This window comes from Pseudarthrobacter sp. W1I19 (genome assembly GCF_030817835.1).
GTDB lineage: Bacteria > Actinomycetota > Actinomycetes > Actinomycetales > Micrococcaceae > Arthrobacter.
In genome coordinates this window covers 612,325-630,347 of the sequence record NZ_JAUSZR010000001.1, presented here as the reverse complement: position 1 = coordinate 630,347, position 18,023 = coordinate 612,325, and the positions used below count along the sequence as shown (strand labels likewise).

At 67.2% G+C, this 18,023-nt stretch carries 17 protein-coding genes; 6 read left to right on the top strand and 11 right to left on the bottom strand.

Going from position 1 to position 18,023, the window contains the following annotated elements; genetic code table 11:
* Positions 1–32: 32 nt before the first annotated feature.
* The gene (locus QF038_RS02940) at positions 33–602 is read left to right on the top strand and encodes a hypothetical protein (RefSeq protein ID WP_307608586.1); all 570 of its coding nucleotides are present in this window, start codon (positions 33–35) and stop codon (positions 600–602) included.
* 35 nt (positions 603–637) lie between these two features.
* Here the strand turns inward: QF038_RS02940 and QF038_RS02935 are convergent, their stop codons facing one another.
* A complete protein-coding gene (locus tag QF038_RS02935) occupies positions 638–1,531 on the bottom strand; it encodes a rhodanese-related sulfurtransferase (RefSeq protein WP_307608584.1) in 894 nt (297 codons plus the stop codon).
* 151 nt (positions 1,532–1,682) lie between these two features.
* Between QF038_RS02935 and QF038_RS02930 the strand changes: the two genes are divergently transcribed.
* Positions 1,683–2,375, top strand: coding sequence for a GNAT family N-acetyltransferase (locus QF038_RS02930; protein ID WP_307608582.1), 693 nt, complete (start codon positions 1,683–1,685; stop codon positions 2,373–2,375).
* A gap of 101 nt (positions 2,376–2,476) precedes the next feature.
* Positions 2,477–4,852, top strand: a complete 2,376-nt coding sequence (locus QF038_RS02925; protein WP_307608580.1) for a DEAD/DEAH box helicase — start codon at positions 2,477–2,479, stop codon at positions 4,850–4,852.
* 165 nt (positions 4,853–5,017) lie between these two features.
* Here the strand turns inward: QF038_RS02925 and QF038_RS02920 are convergent, their stop codons facing one another.
* From QF038_RS02920 to ssd, 7 genes are all read right to left on the bottom strand, one after another.
* A complete protein-coding gene (locus tag QF038_RS02920; RefSeq protein ID WP_307608578.1) occupies positions 5,018–5,386 on the bottom strand; it encodes an Rv3654c family TadE-like protein in 369 nt (122 codons plus the stop codon).
* Positions 5,383–5,808 (bottom strand): TadE family type IV pilus minor pilin, encoded by a 426-nt coding sequence (locus QF038_RS02915; protein ID WP_307608576.1) that lies wholly within the window; start codon positions 5,806–5,808, stop codon positions 5,383–5,385. The genes QF038_RS02920 and QF038_RS02915 overlap by 4 nt, the downstream gene beginning before the upstream one ends.
* On the bottom strand, positions 5,805–6,170 hold the full coding sequence (locus QF038_RS02910; RefSeq protein ID WP_307608574.1) for a DUF4244 domain-containing protein: 366 nt from the start codon (positions 6,168–6,170) through the stop codon (positions 5,805–5,807). Before QF038_RS02910 ends, QF038_RS02915 begins: the two co-directional genes overlap by 4 nt.
* A 206-nt stretch (positions 6,171–6,376) precedes the next feature.
* Positions 6,377–6,994 carry a type II secretion system F family protein gene (locus QF038_RS02905; RefSeq protein ID WP_307608572.1) on the bottom strand — a complete coding sequence of 206 codons (618 nt, stop codon included), beginning with the start codon at positions 6,992–6,994 and terminating at the stop codon, positions 6,377–6,379.
* The gene (locus QF038_RS02900) at positions 6,991–7,800 is read right to left on the bottom strand and encodes a hypothetical protein (protein WP_307608570.1); all 810 of its coding nucleotides are present in this window, start codon (positions 7,798–7,800) and stop codon (positions 6,991–6,993) included. Before QF038_RS02900 ends, QF038_RS02905 begins: the two co-directional genes overlap by 4 nt.
* Complete coding sequence (locus tag QF038_RS02895) at positions 7,797–9,074, bottom strand: TadA family conjugal transfer-associated ATPase (protein WP_307608568.1); 1,278 nt, start codon at positions 9,072–9,074, stop codon at positions 7,797–7,799. Before QF038_RS02895 ends, QF038_RS02900 begins: the two co-directional genes overlap by 4 nt.
* A complete protein-coding gene (gene ssd / locus QF038_RS02890) occupies positions 9,071–10,270 on the bottom strand; it encodes a septum site-determining protein Ssd (RefSeq protein WP_307608566.1) in 1,200 nt (399 codons plus the stop codon). Before ssd ends, QF038_RS02895 begins: the two co-directional genes overlap by 4 nt.
* A 133-nt stretch (positions 10,271–10,403) precedes the next feature.
* Here ssd and QF038_RS02885 point away from each other — a divergent pair, with 133 nt between their 5' ends.
* Both QF038_RS02885 and QF038_RS02880 read left to right on the top strand, forming a co-directional pair.
* On the top strand, positions 10,404–12,122 hold the full coding sequence (locus tag QF038_RS02885) for a bifunctional 3'-5' exonuclease/DNA polymerase (RefSeq protein WP_307608564.1): 1,719 nt from the start codon (positions 10,404–10,406) through the stop codon (positions 12,120–12,122).
* A 173-nt stretch (positions 12,123–12,295) separates the two neighbouring features.
* Entirely contained in the window at positions 12,296–12,487 is a 192-nt protein-coding gene (locus tag QF038_RS02880) for a DUF1508 domain-containing protein (RefSeq protein WP_307608561.1), read from the top strand.
* A gap of 29 nt (positions 12,488–12,516) precedes the next feature.
* On the opposite strand, the gene QF038_RS02875 is transcribed toward QF038_RS02880, so the two are convergent.
* The 3 genes from QF038_RS02875 to QF038_RS02865 all read right to left on the bottom strand — a co-directional run bounded on the left by QF038_RS02875 (position 12,517) and on the right by QF038_RS02865 (position 15,452).
* On the bottom strand, positions 12,517–13,194 hold the full coding sequence (locus tag QF038_RS02875) for a CoA pyrophosphatase (RefSeq protein ID WP_307608559.1): 678 nt from the start codon (positions 13,192–13,194) through the stop codon (positions 12,517–12,519).
* Entirely contained in the window at positions 13,191–13,985 is a 795-nt protein-coding gene (nth, locus tag QF038_RS02870; protein ID WP_307613385.1) for an endonuclease III, read from the bottom strand. The genes QF038_RS02875 and nth overlap by 4 nt, the downstream gene beginning before the upstream one ends.
* Before the next feature lie 102 nt (positions 13,986–14,087).
* Complete coding sequence (locus QF038_RS02865) at positions 14,088–15,452, bottom strand: hypothetical protein (RefSeq protein ID WP_307608557.1); 1,365 nt, start codon at positions 15,450–15,452, stop codon at positions 14,088–14,090.
* A 395-nt stretch (positions 15,453–15,847) separates the two neighbouring features.
* On the opposite strand from QF038_RS02865, the gene acs reads away from it, so the two are divergent.
* Complete coding sequence (gene acs / locus QF038_RS02860) at positions 15,848–17,866, top strand: acetate--CoA ligase (RefSeq protein WP_307613384.1); 2,019 nt, start codon at positions 15,848–15,850, stop codon at positions 17,864–17,866.
* Positions 17,867–18,023 lie beyond the last annotated feature (157 nt).

Here is an 18,023-nt window from a genome sequence, read left to right as displayed (position 1 = left end):
CCCGCGCGGGCTTGCGGGCTTAAAGTCGGACTATGCCCAGTGTGCGGAAGTCCTCCGCGCCCGGTCCGCTACGGACATCCCCGGCGCCGCTGGCGCGAAACCCTGCGGCCGCTGTCGTCCTCGGCCTTGTGCTCGCGGCAGGGCTTGCGGTGGGCGGCTGCGAATACACATACGACGACGGCCGCTGGGCCGATCCCGCTGATGCGGAGCAGACAGTAGCCCCCGCGCCGGCATTCACCCGCGATCCGCTGGAGCGTGAACCCGTCAGCGAGGCCGAGCTGGAGTCATGGGTGTCCCGCAGCCTGCCCGATACCGGCGATCCCGTCATGTACGCGGCAGCCGGACTGCTGGCGGCGGGCGAAACCCGCAGCGAAACAACCCCCGTGGTGGGCACCGGCACCTATGCATTGGCACTGGCCTGCCGGAGCCAGCGCCGTGTGAACTTCACGGTCCGCAGCGACGCGCTCACGCTGGTTGACCTGGGGCTGCGGTGCGGCATCAACCGCGAGAACGTCATTTATCTCTCGGCTGAGACTGCCCTGACCGTCACGGTGGACGCCAGGACAGGCGCCAACTACGCGTACCGGCTCCGGCGCCTCTGATGGCCGTTGCGCTTTCCCGGGCCGTGAGCCGGGTCCTAAGCTGCGCAGCCTTCGGGGCAGCGCAAGGTATCCGGGCTGGAGGCGCATTCGGCGCAGTACAGGGTGAGGGTGCGGCAACTCGGGTTGGAACAGTTCTCGAATTTGCTGGTGGGGGCCGAGCACCGGACGCATTGCCCGATGGTTTTGGCGTCCTCGCTGAATTCGAGGTGCATACGGTTGTCGAACACGTACAGCGAGCCTTCCCAAAGGCCCTGGTCCTTGAAGGTTTCGCCGTAGCGGACGATGCCGCCGTCCAGCTGGTAGACCTCTTTGAAGCCGCGGTTGACCATCAGGCTGGAGAGCACTTCGCAGCGGATGCCGCCGGTGCAGTAGGTGACCACCGGCTTGTCTTTGAGCCCGTCGTACTTCCCGGACTCGAGTTCCTTGATGAAGTCGTGGGTGGTGGCGACGTCGGGGACGATCGCGTCCTTGAAGCGGCCGATCTGTGCTTCGAAGGCGTTCCGGCCATCGAAGAACACCACATCTTCCCCATCCCGCTTCTTTACGTCCACAAGTTCGTGCAGTTCTTCGGGTTTGAGGTGCTTGCCGCCGCCCACCACACCGTTGGCGTCCACCTTCAGTTCGCCGGGGGCGCCGAAGGAGACGATCTCGTCGCGTACCTTGACGCTGAGCCGCGGGAAGTCTTCCGCGCCGCCGTCGGACCATTTAACATCGATGCCGTGGAAGCCCTTGTACTCACGGGTCGTCTTGACGTACTGCTTCACGGCGCCGATTTCGCCGCCCAGGGTTGCGTTGATGCCATCCTTGGAGATCAGGATGCGGCCGGTCAGGCCCAGTTTCTCGCAGAGGGCGCGCTGCCAGAGGCGGACGGCGTCAGGATCAGCGATCGGGGTAAAGCCGTAAAAAAGCACAATTCGGTTCAAAGCCACGTATTTAAGGGTACCGGCTTGGATTCCAGTGGCCTGTCCCGGTTCTGCCACGGGCGGGCGCCCAGGAGTGCCGGATCACAATGGCATAAGCACCGGACTTCTTCCCTGCCACCCCCTGTTGCTTGTGATCGGGGTGGAATAGTCTCATCGCATGAGCCCGGAAACCATGGTTAACGACATCACTGGCCTCCTTGAAGTGTGGGTGGCCGGATGGGCTGGCTGTCGCAGTTACCGGACATCGTCGGAAGGCCGCTTTCCCGCCGCTCTCCGGTCTGATACCTCCGGTGAGTGGGAATTCTTCGCGTCCGATCCAACGGACACGGAGTTTGCCGTGCTCGCGGCCAAGACGGCGGAAGTGCCGGCCCGGGGCCTGACGATCCTGACCAATGACCTCGCCCGATATTCGGAACTTGCCCGGCAGCACGGATTGAACGTCACTTCCGACACCCAAGCCATGATGATCGTGGACATGGAAACCCAGGACGCCGAGGACCCCTGGCTTTCGGATGACGACCTTTCCCTGGCGGCGTCCGAACAGGATGGCGTGCACTACGCTGAGGTGCGCTCCGGTGACGCCTTGGCCGCCAGTGGCCGGGTTTACGTGGTGGGCGACACCGCGGTGTTCGACAAAATCATCACCGAACCGGCCTTCCAGCGGCGCGGCCTTGGCAGTTTTATCATGCGGGCATTGGCAGCGCAGGCGTTTGGGCACGACGTCCAGACCGGGCTGCTGCTGGCGTCCCTTGATGGCCAGAAGCTCTACTCGCATCTTGGCTGGACCACTGTTTCCCGGGTGCTGATGCTGTCCGCATCCCGCGACGGCGCTGATTTGTCCCTGAGTTAGCGCCGGGTGTATCTCCCTGGTTTCCACATTCCCCGCCTCCGCCGTTTCCCCCTAGGGCGAACCCGGCACGCCAAGCTCGCGGCGGGTGAAACAATATTGGGGTGAACCCCCATGACTCCCTGATTCCCTTGCTGGGCCGCGGCCCGGACCCGGAACAGCTGCGTCATGTCCGCACCATCCCTGCCCGCAAGGCGGTGCACGAGCCGTGGCCGTCCTGGGTCCACCCGGATCTGGTTGCAGCCTACGGTTCGCTGGGAGTCCAGCAGCCCTACCGCCACCAGGTGGAAGCCGCTGACATTGCGCACGGCGGCGGGCACGTTGTGGTGGCCACCGGCACGGCTTCGGGAAAGTCCCTCGCCTACCAGCTCCCGGCCTTGGACGCCATCCACCGTTCCGAGCTGCGGGTTCTTGCCGATCCGGGAAAGATCCACGACGACGGCGCGGTCACCCTCTACCTGTCCCCCACCAAGGCCCTCGCCGCCGACCAGCTCAACGCCATCCGGGCGCTGCAGCTGCCCACCGTCCGCGCCGAAACCTACGACGGCGACACCGACCCCGCATCCCGGCGTTGGATCCGGGACCACGCCAACTTCATCCTGGCCAACCCGGACATGCTGCATTTCGGTATCCTTCCCAACCATGCCTGGTGGGCGGCGTTCTTTCGACGCCTCCGCTATGTGGTCATCGACGAGGCGCACAGCTACCGGGGCGTCTTCGGCTCACATGTGGCCAACCTGATGCGCCGGCTGCGGCGGATCTGCGCATACTACGGAGCCGGCACCTCGTTCCCCGAGCCCGTATTCATCGCCGCGTCAGCCACCGCTTCCGATCCCGACGTCTCCTTCGCCCGGCTCATCGGCGCCCCTGGGAGGGCCGTCTCGGAGGACGGGTCACCGCACGGTGCCACCACGGTGGCATTTTGGGAACCGGCGCTGACCGAACTCCGCGGCGAGAACGGCGCCAAGGAACGGCGCACAGCCGTGGCCGAAACGTCGGACCTGCTGGCCAACCTGGTGTCGGCCCACGTCCGCACGATTGCGTTCATCAAGTCGCGCCGAGGGGCGGAGACCATCTCCTCCATCACCAAGCGGCTGCTGGACGAGGTGGATCCCAGCCTCCCGCAGCGCGTGGCCGCCTACCGTTCCGGGTACCTGCCGGAGGAACGCCGGGCCGTGGAGAAGGCACTGCGCTCGGGCAGGCTGCTGGGTGTTTCCAGTACCTCCGCGCTTGAGCTGGGTATCGACATCTCAGGCCTGGACGCTGTCCTGGTTGCGGGCTGGCCCGGCACCAGGGCCTCGTTGTTCCAGCAGATCGGGCGGGCCGGCAGGGCCGGGCAGGACGCCATCGCGGCCTTTGTTGCCAGCGACGATCCACTGGACACCTTCCTGGTGAACCACCCAGAAGCCATCTTCGACGTGTCCGTGGAAGCCACTGTTTTCGACCCCGCCAACCCCTATGTGCTCGGCCCCCACCTGTGCGCTGCGGCCGCGGAACTGCCGCTCGGGCCGGCTGAGCTGGACTTGTTCGGGAGTACGGCCGAGGCACTCCTGGACCGCCTTGTGGCACAGGGGTATTTGCGGCGCCGCCCGGCGGGATGGTTCTGGACCCACTCCCAGAGTGCGGCCGCCATGGTGAACCTGCGGGCCGACGGCGGCGGACCGGTCAGTATTGTTGATGCCGATACCGGCTCCCTCCTCGGGACGATGGACTCGCCCCAGACCCACTACCAGGCACACACCGGCGCCGTTTACATCCACCAGGGCGACAGCTACGTGGTGGAGGACCTCAACGAGGACGATCACTGCGTGGTGGTCCGACGCGCCAATCCCGACTACTACACCACGGCACGGGACGTCACCCAGATCGAGGTGCTGGAAACCCAGCGAACCACCAGCTGGGGTGACGTTTCCCTGCACTTCGGCGACGTCAAGGTCACCACCCAGGTGGTTTCCTTCCAGCGCAAGGCCCTGATCTCCAACGAGATCCTTGGCGAGGAACCCCTGGACCTCGGCGCACGGGAGCTGTTCACCAAGGCAGTGTGGTTTGTAGTGGACAACCGGTCCCTCGCCGCCGCCGGCCTGATCGAGGCACAGTTCCCCGGTGCCCTGCACGCCGCCGAGCACGCAGCCATCGGCTTGCTCCCGCTGGTGGCTTCGAGTGACCGGTGGGACATCGGGGGCGTTTCGACTGCCCTGCATGCCGACACCGGGGTGCCCACCATTTTTGTCTATGACGGGCACCCTGGCGGTGCCGGCTTCGCCGAGCGCGGTTTCGACAAGGCGAAGGTGTGGCTGGCGGCGACGCGGGATGCCATCAAGGCCTGCGAATGCGAATCAGGCTGCCCCTCCTGCGTCCAGTCGCCCAAGTGCGGGAACAAGAACAACCCGTTGGACAAGGGCGCCGCGGTCACCCTGCTCGACGTCCTGTTGAAGGATGCCACCGAGGCCAGCGCAGAGAGCATGGAAGCCCAGCGCTGACGCCCGGTCTCCTGGCCCTGCCCAGCTTGAATTCTGCTCAGCCTGAATCCCGGCTCATGCCTCAATCCTGGTTCAGACTGTCGCCCCGCTCAGACTGAATCCTGGCTCCTGCCGGGCCCGGCTCAGACCGAACCGGGCTCGAATCCGGGCTCAGGCGCAGCCCCTTCAGGGTGGTGGTCCGGCCCGGGCCCGGCCGCTCGCCGCCCCCAGCATGGTCCGCTCGACCAGCTCCGTCCGGACCTCCACCGTCTGGGCCCCTCCCTCGAAGCAGCTCACCACCACTGCGGCATGCCGCGCCGCGACTTCCGCCGCCACGTTGCACGGCTCCCCGTCGGTGACCCCGCGCAGGGCGTCCGCCGCGGCGAGGGCAGCCAGGTCGGCGGCTGCGGCGGCCCTGCTGGCCAGCACAGCCGACTGGGCCAGGAGCAGCAGCAGCGCCATGGCCGTCATCACCATCAATGCCAAACCCGCTGCGAGGACTGTGCCCGAGCCGCGCTCCGGTCCGTCCCCGGCCGCGGCCCTGGCCCCGGTCATCCGGTGCCCGCCGCCGCCACGGCCGCCGCGGAAACGCCCGGGCCCGCCGCCGCTGCCTCGCTGCGGCTTGAGGCGCGGGCAGTCAGCGTCCATGGAATTGTTGCGCCCAGCGGGCCCCCTACCCGGCCCGTGACAGTGACATTCAGCCATTCGCCGTCGGCTGCAACAGCGGCGGATGCCGACGTTCCCGAAAGAGTCCTTACGATCCGTTCCACGGCTGCCGCATCGTCCCCGCGGGCCAGCGCACGTGCACCCGCCCGGGCGCCTTCCTCCAGCCGCAGCTGGGTGACCCCGGCGGCTGCACCCGAAAGAAGCATGGCCAGCAGGAGCACAACGGCAGGCAGCGTCACGGCAAATTCTGCGGTAACGGCGCCCCGCTCTGCCGCTCGCCGAAGGCGCACCACGTCCGGCGCGCCGGTCATGGCAACGCCAGTGCCGTGCGGATCAGGTTCAGGAGGAAGCCGCGGACTTCCTCACTGCGAAGGATGAAGACCAGCAGCCCGGCAAAGCCGACGGCGGCCAAAGTGGCGATCGCATACTCGGCCGTGGCCATGCCCGCTTCTGATCCCAGCAGCCTCCGGACGCCGGTGCTGCGCCGGGCGTTGGCGCCCGAGTAAACGCTGGCACCCGGGTAGAGCTCTACCACGTTGGCCGGCAAGGACACAGACTTGGCTCCGGGTACACCAGCGGATCGAGCGGCGGCAGCCCGTCGTTTCGTGTGTTGCCGGGCTGCTGCGAGCGTTGCGGTTCCGGCGGCGTAATGGCGGTCCTGGTTGATGGACATGCGATGATTCCTTTCGATGGGCCGGCAGGGTTGCCGGTTGGTTTGACTCTTCCCGGCCGTGCCGCGGGCGGTAAGGCCGGCTGTTGCGTAAGTGGAAAAGTTGGGGGCGGTTAGTGGCTGTGGAGGGAAAGAGCAGGCCTGACGGTTTGGCCGGAACCCGGCGGTGGGAAGCAACCCGAGGAAACTGCGCCAGGGCAGCTGCACCGTCAGCCGGACGGGACCAGTGCCAGCAAAACGGGCACAACGCCCAGGCAGATAAAGGCCGGCAGCGAACACAGTCCCAGCGGGACCACCAGCTTGACGCCGAGGGACGCCGCCCGCTTTTCCGCTGCGCGGAACCTCTCGCGGCGAAGCCTTGCAGCCTGGGCGTAGAGGATCGCCGAGGACGGAGCTCCGGTGAGGGCCGCGAATCCCAGGGCATCCCGCAGTTCGAGAATGGCCGGCAACCTGACGGCTGAGCTTCGCCAGGCAGTCTCCCAGTCCGCCCCGATCGCCAGCGCGGAGACGACGGGCCGCAGCGACTGGCGGTACTGCGAGGACGCCGACGCCGAGACAAGATCAAGGGAACGGCCGATCCCGGAGCCGGCGTCCAGCATCGCGGCGACGAGTTCGAGCATCATGGCGCTGTCCTGCAGGCCGTCGGGTCCATCCCGGGTGCGGAACCGGCCGCCTGCAGTCCGTGGATCATCAGCCGAACCAGGATTTTGAACCGTGGACAGGGCGATCAGCCGCTTCCGTGAGCGGCCCCTCCCAAGGAATAGAAGGCAGGCTGCGGCGGCCAAGAGGGCTAAGAGTGCGAGCGCCGGCAGCAATGTTCCGGTCATGGCAGTCCTGCTCCTGCTGCAGCCGCCACCAGCCGGGCGGACCATACCCTGCCCGCTATGGTGAGCGCAGCCCCAGCCACGAGGGCCGCCAGTCCCAGCGGCGTGCCCAGCAGAATAGCGAGCGGATCCACGCCGAGGGCCATGCCGAGGCCCAGCCCCATCAGCGGAAGCCAGGTGAGCAGCCTGACCGTGGCTTTGGGCCCTGCCAGTGCCGTCTGCCGGGCGGCGTCGGCGTCGTCCTCTACTTCCAGCTGCGCCGCGAACCTGGTCAGTACGTCAGCCAGGGGGCAGCCGCTTGCTTCTGCGATGTCGAAGCAGGCCGCCAGCTGGGACCAGATCCGGGATTCCCTGCCCCGTCGTGGAAAAGCCGCGGGCAACGAGCGCCTGATGGCCTCCGATACCGGAGCCCCTGTACCCGCGGCGCCGCGGGCCGCCGCCAGCAGTGCCAGTGAGCCCTGGGTAAGCCCGGTGCCCTGCCGCCACACGGATGGACCATCCGGCCCGGTTTGGCTGTTCACCCCGTAAATTCCCCACAGCTCGTCCCACAGGCGGGCCGGGGTGCGCCCACCCTTCAGCAGCGCGGCAAGCTGTTGCACCACCAAGGTCATGGGCGCTGCAGGGCCGGAGACCTCCGCCTTAACGGTTCCAGGCCTGAGCCCCCTGATCAGGCGGGCCAGGGCACTTTCCGATGTTCGAGCAGCAGCAACACCGCCGGTTGCGCGGCGGAACCTTGCTGCCGCACCCTGCGGCGGGCGAAGAACCAACAGCACAGCCAGCACCAGGGCCGCTGCAAGGAAAACAGTCATCGGCCGTGCCCCGGTTCACGTCCCAGCCGGCCGGCCAGTGCGTCCCATCCCTGGCCTCGAACGGTGCTGCCCTCCGAGGTTTCCACAGCGGACACAACGCGAAGACCGTCACTGCCGTCCTCAATAAGGCCGATGCACGTCACTTCCCTGCCGCGGCCGGTCCTTTCGACGTGGATCACCACGTCAAGGGCACTGGCCGCCTGGAGCCGGACGCCGTCCGGGCTCAATCCGGCGAGGGCGCCCAAGGCTGTGAGCCGGGCCGGGACGGCTTGCGCAGTATTGGCGTGGATGGTCCCGCCTCCTCCGCTGTGTCCGGTGTTCATTGCGGTCAGCAATTCCCGGACCTCAGCGCCGCGGCACTCCCCCACCACCAGCCGGTCGGGCCTCATGCGCAGGGCCTGCCGGACCAGCTCGCCCAGCCCCACCTCCCCGCCGCCTTCAAGGTTGCCGTGCCGGGATTCGAGGGAGACCACATGCGGATGGACCGGATTCAGCTCGGAAGCATCCTCAATAAGGACCAGCCGCTCCTCAGGGGCACACAACCCCAGCAGCGTGGACAACAGCGTGGTCTTGCCGGAACCGGTGGCGCCACTGATCAAAAAACTCAGCCGAAGTTCCAGCACCCGTTCCAGGACGTCCCTTATCAGGGGGCCGAACATGCCGGCCGCCTGCAACTCGTCCATGCTGAAGACCCGTTCACGGCGGATCCTGACGCTGAGCAGGGTACCCGCCGTGGAAACGGGCGGCAGCACCGCATGGACACGGTAGCCACCCGCCAGCCGCACATCCACGCAGGGCGAACCGTCATCCAGGCGGCGCCCTCCCGCGGCAACCAGTCTGCAGGCCAGCGCCCGCAGCTGCGCTTCATCGCCGAAGGCCACGGCGACGGGCTCGATGCCCCGACCGCGGTCCACCCATACCGAGTCCGGAGCATTGACAAAGATGTCCGTGACCGCCGGATCCCGGGTAAGCGGCTGCAGGGGTCCCAGTCCGTTAAGCTCAGCGCTGATGCGCTCCACCGCCGCCAGCGAACCGGCGGTGCCCAGCAGCTTGCCGGTAGCCTGAACCGCCGCAGCCACCCGTGAGGGCGTTACAACGCCGGCTTCGGCCATCATGGACTCGCGGACCGATTCCAGCAGCCCGGCATCAACAATCTGCCGCTCCACCCGCCGGGGGTCCCGGCGCTGGCCTTCCGTCCGCTGGCCCTCGATCAACCGGGCACGCCGCCGCAGACCGTCAGCTGCTCCCGATCCCCGCGGGGATTGCTGCTTCATCCGAACTCTCCAGTGGGCAGCTCGTCGCCGAGTGAGTCGAGCACTGAGGCGGCAAAATGCCGGACGCTGCGCCGCTTGCCCAGTTCCAGCAGCCGGCCCGACTCCGCGGCGCCACCAACTCCGCGAAGCTCAGGCACGCGGCCCTGCACGGGAAGGCCAATGGCCTCCGAGATCAACGAGGCATCCAAAGCAGCCCCCGGCCGGGCCCGGACCAGGAGGCCAGCCTCCACGGGCGGGAACTCGTGGAGCAGGCGCACAGCCGCGACGGCCGCCTTCAGCTGGGCGGGAACCACCATCATGATCCGGTCGCAGTCCCAGGCATAGGACTGGAGCGGTCCCGCGGCCCGGCCGATGTCCAGCACCACCAGTTCAAACGCCCGGCGTGCGGCGTCGAGCACTCCGGTGATGGTGGGCGCGGCCACGGATACGGGCTGTTCACGGGTGGCCGGCCAGGACAGGAACGAAAATCCTCCGGAGACGGGCAGTGAGTCGGACAGCTGGCCCGAGTCGATGCTGCCGCGCGCCTCGGAAAGGTCGGGCCAGCGCAGGCCCGGGCTTTCCTCCGCAGCGATGGCCAGTTCCAACCCGCCGCCCCAGGGGTCGCCGTCAACAAGCAGTACGCGTGCTCCCATCCCGGCCGCCGCCTGTGCTATCCAAATCGCCGCCGTGGTGGCTCCCGCGCCGCCGCACCCGCCGGTCACACCAAGGATGATCCCGCCCGGGCCGGGCGCCCGCGAGCGGCTGAGGTGGTCCGCCAGCCAGGCCGCGGCGTCAGGGAGCACCGCCACCCGCTCAGCGCCAAGCGCCGCGGCCAGGTGCCACAGGCTGTCGCCTTCACCGTCCAGACCTACGAGGACAGCCGGTGCCCGCCGCCGGGGCGGCAGCTCCCGGATGTCACTGCCCACCAGAACCGCGGCCGAGCCATCCCAGTACCTGGCCCCTTCCAGGGCATCGGCAACAACGCGAAGATGCGCTCCGGCCGCCGCCACAATCCGCTCCACCTCGGCCCGCACAACAGCGGACGACGTGACCAGCAGCACCTCTTCCCCGCTGTCCGGCAGCCACGCCTCGGCCGGCCCTGCCAAACCAGCTGCAAAGCCAGGAGGGGCGGTCAGGAGTCCGTCATCCGGGCTCCGGGGCGAACGCGCGGCAGGGACGGGATCTGAAGGGAGGGGGGTCAACTGATGCCTGCTCATGGAGCCACTGTCCACCGCCGGCCGGGCAACGATAAGGCAGCCCCGGCCCTATGTGCACAAAACCGGCGGCAACAAGCCTGTGCAGGAAAAGTCCCCGGCAAAGCCTCCGGAAAAGACAAGGCAGAATTGGAGCATGTACCTCCTGCTCGCCGCCCACCCCTCCGGCGCGGTCTTGCAGGAACTCACCCAAGCAGGCCACCCCCACCCGGACAATCCCGAACCCAGGCTGGCCGCCACGAGCGAGCTGGCCGCCATCGTCCTCGGGCTGGAACGCAGGCCACGCACCGGGCAACCGCCCCGCTGGATCTGGCACCGCACCCAGGACTGGTACCCGTCGCTGCTGGCATGCGGGGTGGAACTCGAACGCTGCTATGACCTGAGCCTCTGCGGGAACATCCTGGCGCTCTCCGAGTTCACCGCCCACACTGACTATGCCAGGAACGCCGAGAAGGTCACCCTGGATGACCCGGAGCAGCCGCCGCGTACGCTCCAGCCGCCTCCGCCGCCCCCGGAACAGGACGCCCTGTTCGATGATCCGGGAACTGGCTCCGAACCACGGTTCACGCTTGAGGACCTCCGCGGCGAATACGCTGCCCAGCAGGAAGCGCTGGCTGCCGTCAGTCCGGAGCAGAACCGCCGCAGCCGGCTTCAGCTCCTGCTGGCCGCGGAATCCGCCGGTGCCATGATCGCGGCTGAAATGCAGCATGCCGGAGTTCCCTGGCGGGAGGACCTGCACGAGGAAATCCTGGCCGACTATTTGGGTCCCCGCCCGCCCCTTGGCCACCGCCCGGCCAAGCTTGAGGCCCTGAACGTCGAACTGCGCGGGCTGTTGAACGCCCCCACACTCAACCCGGACTCCCCGCAGGAACTCATCCGTGCCCTGCACCGGAACGGCATCGAGGTGAAAAGCACCCGCCAGTGGGAGCTGAAGGAGTCGAACCACCCCGCCATCCGACCGCTGCTTGCCTACAAGAAGCTCTCGCGCCTGCACTCGGCGAACGGCTGGGCATGGCTTGACGCGTGGGTGGCCGGAGGCAGGTTCCGGCCTGAGTATGTGGTGGGCGGGGTGGTCTCGGGCCGCTGGGCATCGCGCGGCGGAGGTGCCCTGCAGATCCCGCGCCAGATCCGCGGCGCCGTCCATGCCGATCCAGGGTACAAGCTGATCGTGGCGGATGCCTCCCAGCTCGAACCGCGCGTACTCGTGGCACTGGCCCAGGACGCCATCATGGCTGAGGCCGCCAGGGATCAGGACCTCTACGCGGGAATCGCCGCGAAGGGATTCGGCGGCGACCGTGCAAAGGCGAAAGTGGCGCTGCTGGGCGCCATGTACGGCGCCACCTCCGGCGAGGCCGGGCGCCTCATGCCCCAGCTCACCAGGACGTATCCACGGGCAGTAGGTTTCGTGGAGCAGGCAGCCCGGGCCGGCGAGTCCGGCGGAACGGTCACCACCCGGTTGGGCCGCAGTAGCCCGCCCCCATCGGAGCGGTGGTTCCAGAGCCAGCGTCCGGCGTCGGCCGAGGAGCAGCGGCGGGCACAATCGATAGCGCGTTCCAGGGGGCGTTTCACGCGCAACTTCGTGGTCCAGGGTTCCGCGGCGGACTGGGCAGCCTGCTGGCTGGCTGAATTACGACGGCGGCTGCGCGCCTTGCGCACCGAAGGCCAGGCGAGAGCGGAGCTCGTCTTCTTCCTCCACGACGAGGTGATGGTCCACGCACCTGTCCGCCAAGTGGAATCGTGTATCCAGGCGATTGAGGATGCCGCGGGCGCAGCAAAGGAGCTGTTGTTCGGGCCTGTTCCGGTGGAGTTTCCGGTGAGTGTGGCAGTGGTGGATTCCTATAACAACGCAAAGTAAGAAGCGCCCTGCAACGCACCTTGGCGCCCGCCGGCGCGACGTTTATCGAGAAAAGTAACCTACCCGGCGGTAGCTCGCCGGGGTGCCGTGACGCGGGTTACAGTCTTCTGGTGACTGAAGCAGATCGGTCTGAAGGTTGATGCAAAGACGCAACACCAGGGGAGGTCCGGCATATGGCGGGCAGGTTTGAAATACATCGGGTTGGGGACGAGTCGTACAGGCTGCGGCTGACGGACGCAGAAGGCAACATCGTTGCCGTCTCGCCAAACTTCAAGTCTCTGAACACACTTTTGGAAGGCGTTAAGGCGATGCGTGAGAATGCGGCCACCGGGATAGTGGTGGATCTCCGCCAGCAGCAGGCCTGAGGCAACGTGACCAGCCCCGGCGGCAAAGACTAGACACCCATCGGGTGCACCCGGCTCCGGTCCCATGGAACCGCCCAGCCGAGCTGTTCAAAGAGGCCGTTCAAAACGATGCCGGTAAAACCCCAGACCACCACTCCATTGACAGTAAAAGCCGGGCTGTCAAACGTGCGTCCCGCCCGGTTGACTGTTGCCATGACCCGGTTGTCCGGGTCCAGCAGGTCCCGGACGGGAACCCGGAACACCTGCGCGGATTCAGCATAATCCACCACTCCCACGGGTGACGGCGCGCGCCACCACCCCAGGACTGGGGTTACGAGGAAGTTGCTGTGGGCCAGCCCCAGCTCCTGCAGGGTTCCCAGGACCTCCACGCCGTCCGTGTCCAGCCCCGTTTCTTCTTCGGCCTCCCGCAGGGCCGCCTGAACCGGTGTTTCCCGTGCGTCAATGGCGCCGCCGGGAAACGCCACCTGCCCGGGATGGGAACCCAGGGTGTGCGCGCGCTCCAGGAGCAGGACGTCCAGGTCGGCGGGGGCCAGCGGCTTGTCGGAGACAGCCGGAACGTCATCGAGGGCCCCGAACAGCATCAGGACGGCAGCCCTGCGCGCCCGTGTGGCATCCACTGTCAGGGCGGCCCACAGGGGGTCCGGGGCGGATACCGACCCTGACGCGGACCTTTGCGCCAACCCGATCAGGTCTTCGCGGGCGCTCACGGCTTCCTCTTTTGGGATTCCATCCTGATTTCGGCCGCCCGGTGGGTTTCGGCCAGCAGTTGGGCCAGGAGGGCTTCATTGCCGGGAGCGAGTTCATATTTCAGCAGTTTTGCCGCTTTGGCCGGGTCCGTTTCGCCCATGCCGTAGCTCGGGCACCAGGTGGCCACAGGGCACGCGCCGCAGGCCGGTTTGCGGGAGTGGCACACCCGCCGCCCATGGAACACCACCCGGTGGGAGAGCATGGTCCAGTCCCTCTTCTCGAAGAGCTCGGCCACGTCATATTCAATCTGGACGGGGTCCTCGGACTGTGTCCAGCCGAATCGGCGGGCCAGGCGGCCAAAATGGGTGTCCACCGTGATCCCGGGGACGCCGAAGGCGTTGCCCAGCACCACATTGGCGGTCTTCCGGCCCACCCCTGGCAGCGTGACCAGGTCCTCCAGCCGGCCGGGAACGACGCCGTTGTACTCATCCACCAGCCGGGTGCACAAGGCGAGAAGGCTTCGCGTCTTGGCCCGGAAGAAACCGGTGGGTTTGATGATCTCTTCAATCGCGGCGGGATCCGCTTCTGCCATGGACCGCGGGTCAGGATAACGCGTGAACAGCAACGGTGTGATCTGGTTGACGGTGACGTCGGTGGTCTGCGCGGATAGGACAGTGGCCACCAGCAGCTCGAACGGATTGCGGAAATCAAGTTCCGCATGGGCGTAGGGGTACTTCTCCGCCAAGGCCCTGTTGATCCTGCGCGCCCGCCTCTTCAGTCCGAGCAGGGACTCGGCGGAGACCACGGGCATACCCGCGGCCTGGCCGGCCGGAGCCTGCCCGCCGCCGGATTTGGCAGCCCGGGAACCGGTGGCGGCCGGTGAGGCTTTGGCCGCCCGGGGCGAGGCCATCTGCTAGCCGCGCTCGATATTGCTGAGGTCGCGCAGCACGCCCAGCCGCCCGTCGGTGTGCTGGACCAGGAATTCGTGTCCGCGGTCCTCCAGTGCCAGCACCCAGCCGCCAGGCTCAATCACGAACGCGGGGGCGCCGGTACGGGGATCAAAGGCGGTGCGGTGCTGTGCCACGGCGAACCAGAACGCTTCGTGGATGGGCTGCTCGTCCGCTTCCTCAGGCCGGCTTGCGGGATCGACGGTTGCCCCGATCGGGTTGTCGGCCCGGACGTGCGGGTGGACGGCGGTAGCGGCCGGCGGCTCCCAGGAGCCCTGCGCAGCGGAAGGCGTGGGGGCAGAACCTCCGCCGTGATTGCCGGCAGTCCGCTGCCCTGCGGCCGGCGAAGCTCCGGCACCCGCAGCAGCACCGCCAGCCGCGGGGACATCCGCCAGCTGCGTCTCCTCCGCTGAAGGAGCTGATGCAGGGCTGACCACACCCGACGCCTGGGTTGGCGGCTGGACTGAAGCGGGACGGACGACGTCGGACGCCTGGGTTGCGGGCCCGGAGTCACCTGCCGGCCGGGCGTCGGATGCTTCGGGGGCAGTGGAAACAGGTGCCGAGCCCGTGGCAGGCGCCCCGGAAGCGGCCACGCCGGCAGTGGGAACCGCCGCCGTGGCGGGGGCGTGGTGCTGCGTGGCATGGGGCTGGACCGCCGAGGATCCGGCCCCGGCGCCGCTGAACAGCCCTCCGCCGGAGGCAGGCTTGGAAGCAGTGGACTCCACCTTGGGCTTTTTGGGCGCGCGCGGTTTCTGGACGGGAACGGCTGCTTCCCGCGCCACCACATGCGCGGGGCCTTCCACTCGGCCCTGGAAGTCGGGTGAAACATAGGGAATGAAGCGGCCCAGGACCGTCGCAGCGAACAGGACCAGGGCGCCGATCAGTGCCACCAGCAAGGTGGGCACATAGGCGACGGCAACGGTCAGGAAGAAGAAGGCGGCCGCGAAGGACGCGACGACGGAAGCGAACTGGTCAATGGACAGCGACCCAATCCTGATTTTTGTGCCGGGGGCCAGCCTGCGCGCGGCGAAGAGTGCGCTCACCACCAGGGGAAGGACAATACCCAGGCCCAGGAAGAAGAGGTTGTTCAGGTTCCAGAGGTTGTACCTGCCGCCGAAGATGGGCAGCAGCGACGCGACGAACAAAATGAGCGTGGCGGCGAACACGGCCAGGTCCCGGATGGTGAACGGACCGAGCACTGCCTGGTGGGCGTTGGCGCCCTTGCCTTCGGACGTGGCCGGCTTGCCTGCCCCGGCGGCCGGGGCGGTGGAGCTGCCGGAACCCGCCTCGGTGTCAGGGCCTGTTTTCTGGCCGAAGATCTGCTGGTTCATTCTGTTCTCCTTAGCGTGGCGGCACCGGGCCAAGTGGCCCCGAAACCGTGCCGTCGTACAGCGGTTTCCTCCTGCCCCGGACGCTTGCGCGGCCGGATGGGAGGCACCGAAGTGAAGTCACAATTCAATCTCAGCCTAGTCAACAGCCTGAGTGATCACTAGCTGGGCGCGGCTGGCTGAGTGCCCCCTCGCGTCCACTCACCGCTTAATAAATGCCGTTCGCGGGTCCGTTTGTGACAGCGCACACATGCGCCGCGGGCAAGCATTAGTCTTGATTCCGGAACAGCTCTTTGCGGAAAATCCGTGACCAGCCGGTGCCCGGCGTCGTGCAGGCGGCGGAGCCCGGCGGGCGGCGGATGCCCGCGCAGCAAAGATCGATGAATGATGAGGTTCACATGTCCCAGGACACTTCAAGCTCCACGGCCACCGCTGCCGCCGGCTCCGGACAAGGCGGGCAGGCAGGCCAGCAGGGCGATGCCTTTGAAAACCTGCTGCACGAGACCCGGACGTTTCCGCCCACTCCCGAGTTCGCCGCTGACGCCGTGGTCAAGGCATCGGAATACGAGGAGGCCGCTGCCGACCGCCCGGCGTTCTGGGCGAAGCAGGCGCGGGAACTGCTGACCTGGTCCAAGGACTTTGACCAGGCGCTGGACTGGTCCAACCCGCCGTTCGCCAAGTGGTTTGTGGGCGGCGAAGTCAACGCTGCTTACAACGCGCTGGACCGGCACGTCGAGGCCGGCCGGGGTGACAGGGTGGCCATCTACTTCGAAGGCGAACCCGGAGATACCCGCACTTACACCTACGCCCAGCTGACCGACGAGGTGAAGAAGGCCGCGAATGCGTTCGAGTCCCTCGGCGTGGTCAAGGGCGACCGGGTGGCCGTGTACCTGCCAATGATCCCCGAGGCCGTGATCACGCTCCTGGCCTGCGCCCGGATCGGGGCAGTGCATTCGGTGGTGTTCGGCGGCTTCTCCGCGGACGCGCTGCGCTCGAGGATTGAGGATGCCGAGGCCAAGCTGGTGGTCACCGCGGACGGGACCTACCGCCGCGGCAAGCCCAGCGCACTCAAGAGCGCGGTGGATGAGGCCCTCGCGAACGATGGGCACAGCGTGCAGAACGTGGTGGTGGTCAAGCGCAACGGCCAGGACGTGGACTGGACCGAAGGCCGGGACCACTGGTGGGCGGACACCGTGGAGGCGGCTTCCGCCGAGCACACCGCCGTCGGCCATGACTCCGAGCACCCGCTGTTCATCCTCTACACCTCCGGCACCACCGGCAAGCCCAAGGGCATCCTGCACACCACCGGCGGATACCTCACCCAGAACGCCTACACCCACAAGGCGGTGTTCGACCTGCACCCGGAGACGGACGTGTACTGGTGCACGGCCGACGTCGGCTGGGTCACCGGCCACTCCTACGTCACCTACGCCCCGCTCATCAACGGTGCCACCCAGGTGATGTACGAGGGCACCCCGGACTCCCCGCACCAGGGCCGCTGGTGGGAGATCGTGGAGAAGTACAAGGTCTCCATCCTCTACACCGCCCCCACCGCGATCCGGACGTTCATGAAGTGGGGCCGGGAGATCCCGGACAAGTACGATCTGTCCTCCCTCCGCGTGCTCGGGTCCGTCGGCGAACCCATCAACCCCGAAGCCTGGATGTGGTACCGGAAAGTCATCGGCGGGGACAAGACCCCCATCGTGGACACCTGGTGGCAGACCGAGACCGGCGCCCAGATGATCGCCCCGCTGCCCGGCGTCACCGCCGCCAAGCCCGGCTCCGCCCAGGTGCCGCTGCCCGGCATCGCGGTGGACGTGGTGGACGAGATGGGCGAATCCGTCCCCAACGGCCACGGCGGCTTCCTGGTGATCCGCGAACCCTGGCCCGCCATGCTCCGCGGCATCTGGGGCGACCCGGAGCGATACAAGGACACCTACTGGTCCCGGTTCGAGAACATGTACTTCGCCGGCGACGGCGCCAAGAAAGACGAGGACGGCGACCTCTGGCTCCTCGGCCGGGTGGACGACGTCATGAACATCTCCGGCCACCGGCTCTCCACCACCGAAATCGAATCCGCCCTGGTATCCCACCCCGCCGTAGCCGAAGCCGCCGTCGTGGGAGCCTCGGACGAAACTACCGGACAGGCCGTCGTCGCGTTCGTCATCCTCCGCGGCGACGCGGTGGATTCCGGAGAAGACATGGTCCAGGAACTCCGGAACCACGTGGGCAAGGAAATCGGCCCCATCGCCAAACCGAAGAACATCCTGGTGGTCCCCGAACTGCCCAAGACCCGCTCCGGGAAAATTATGCGCCGCCTGCTCAAGGACGTCGCTGAAGGCCGCGACCCGGGTGATGCTACTACTCTCTCCGACCCCACGATCATGCAGCAGATTGCCCAGTCGCTCAGAAAGTAACAGTGGCTTAGCATCCCAGAGCAAGCTGCAGAATGGCCCTGGTTTCCCTGTCAATTAGGGAAACCAGGGCCATTCTCGTTTTGTGACGATTCAAAATAATCGATATCTGAAATGTTATTTCCCGTTCTTCCATGTTCTGTTTTGCGAGGTTATAGTC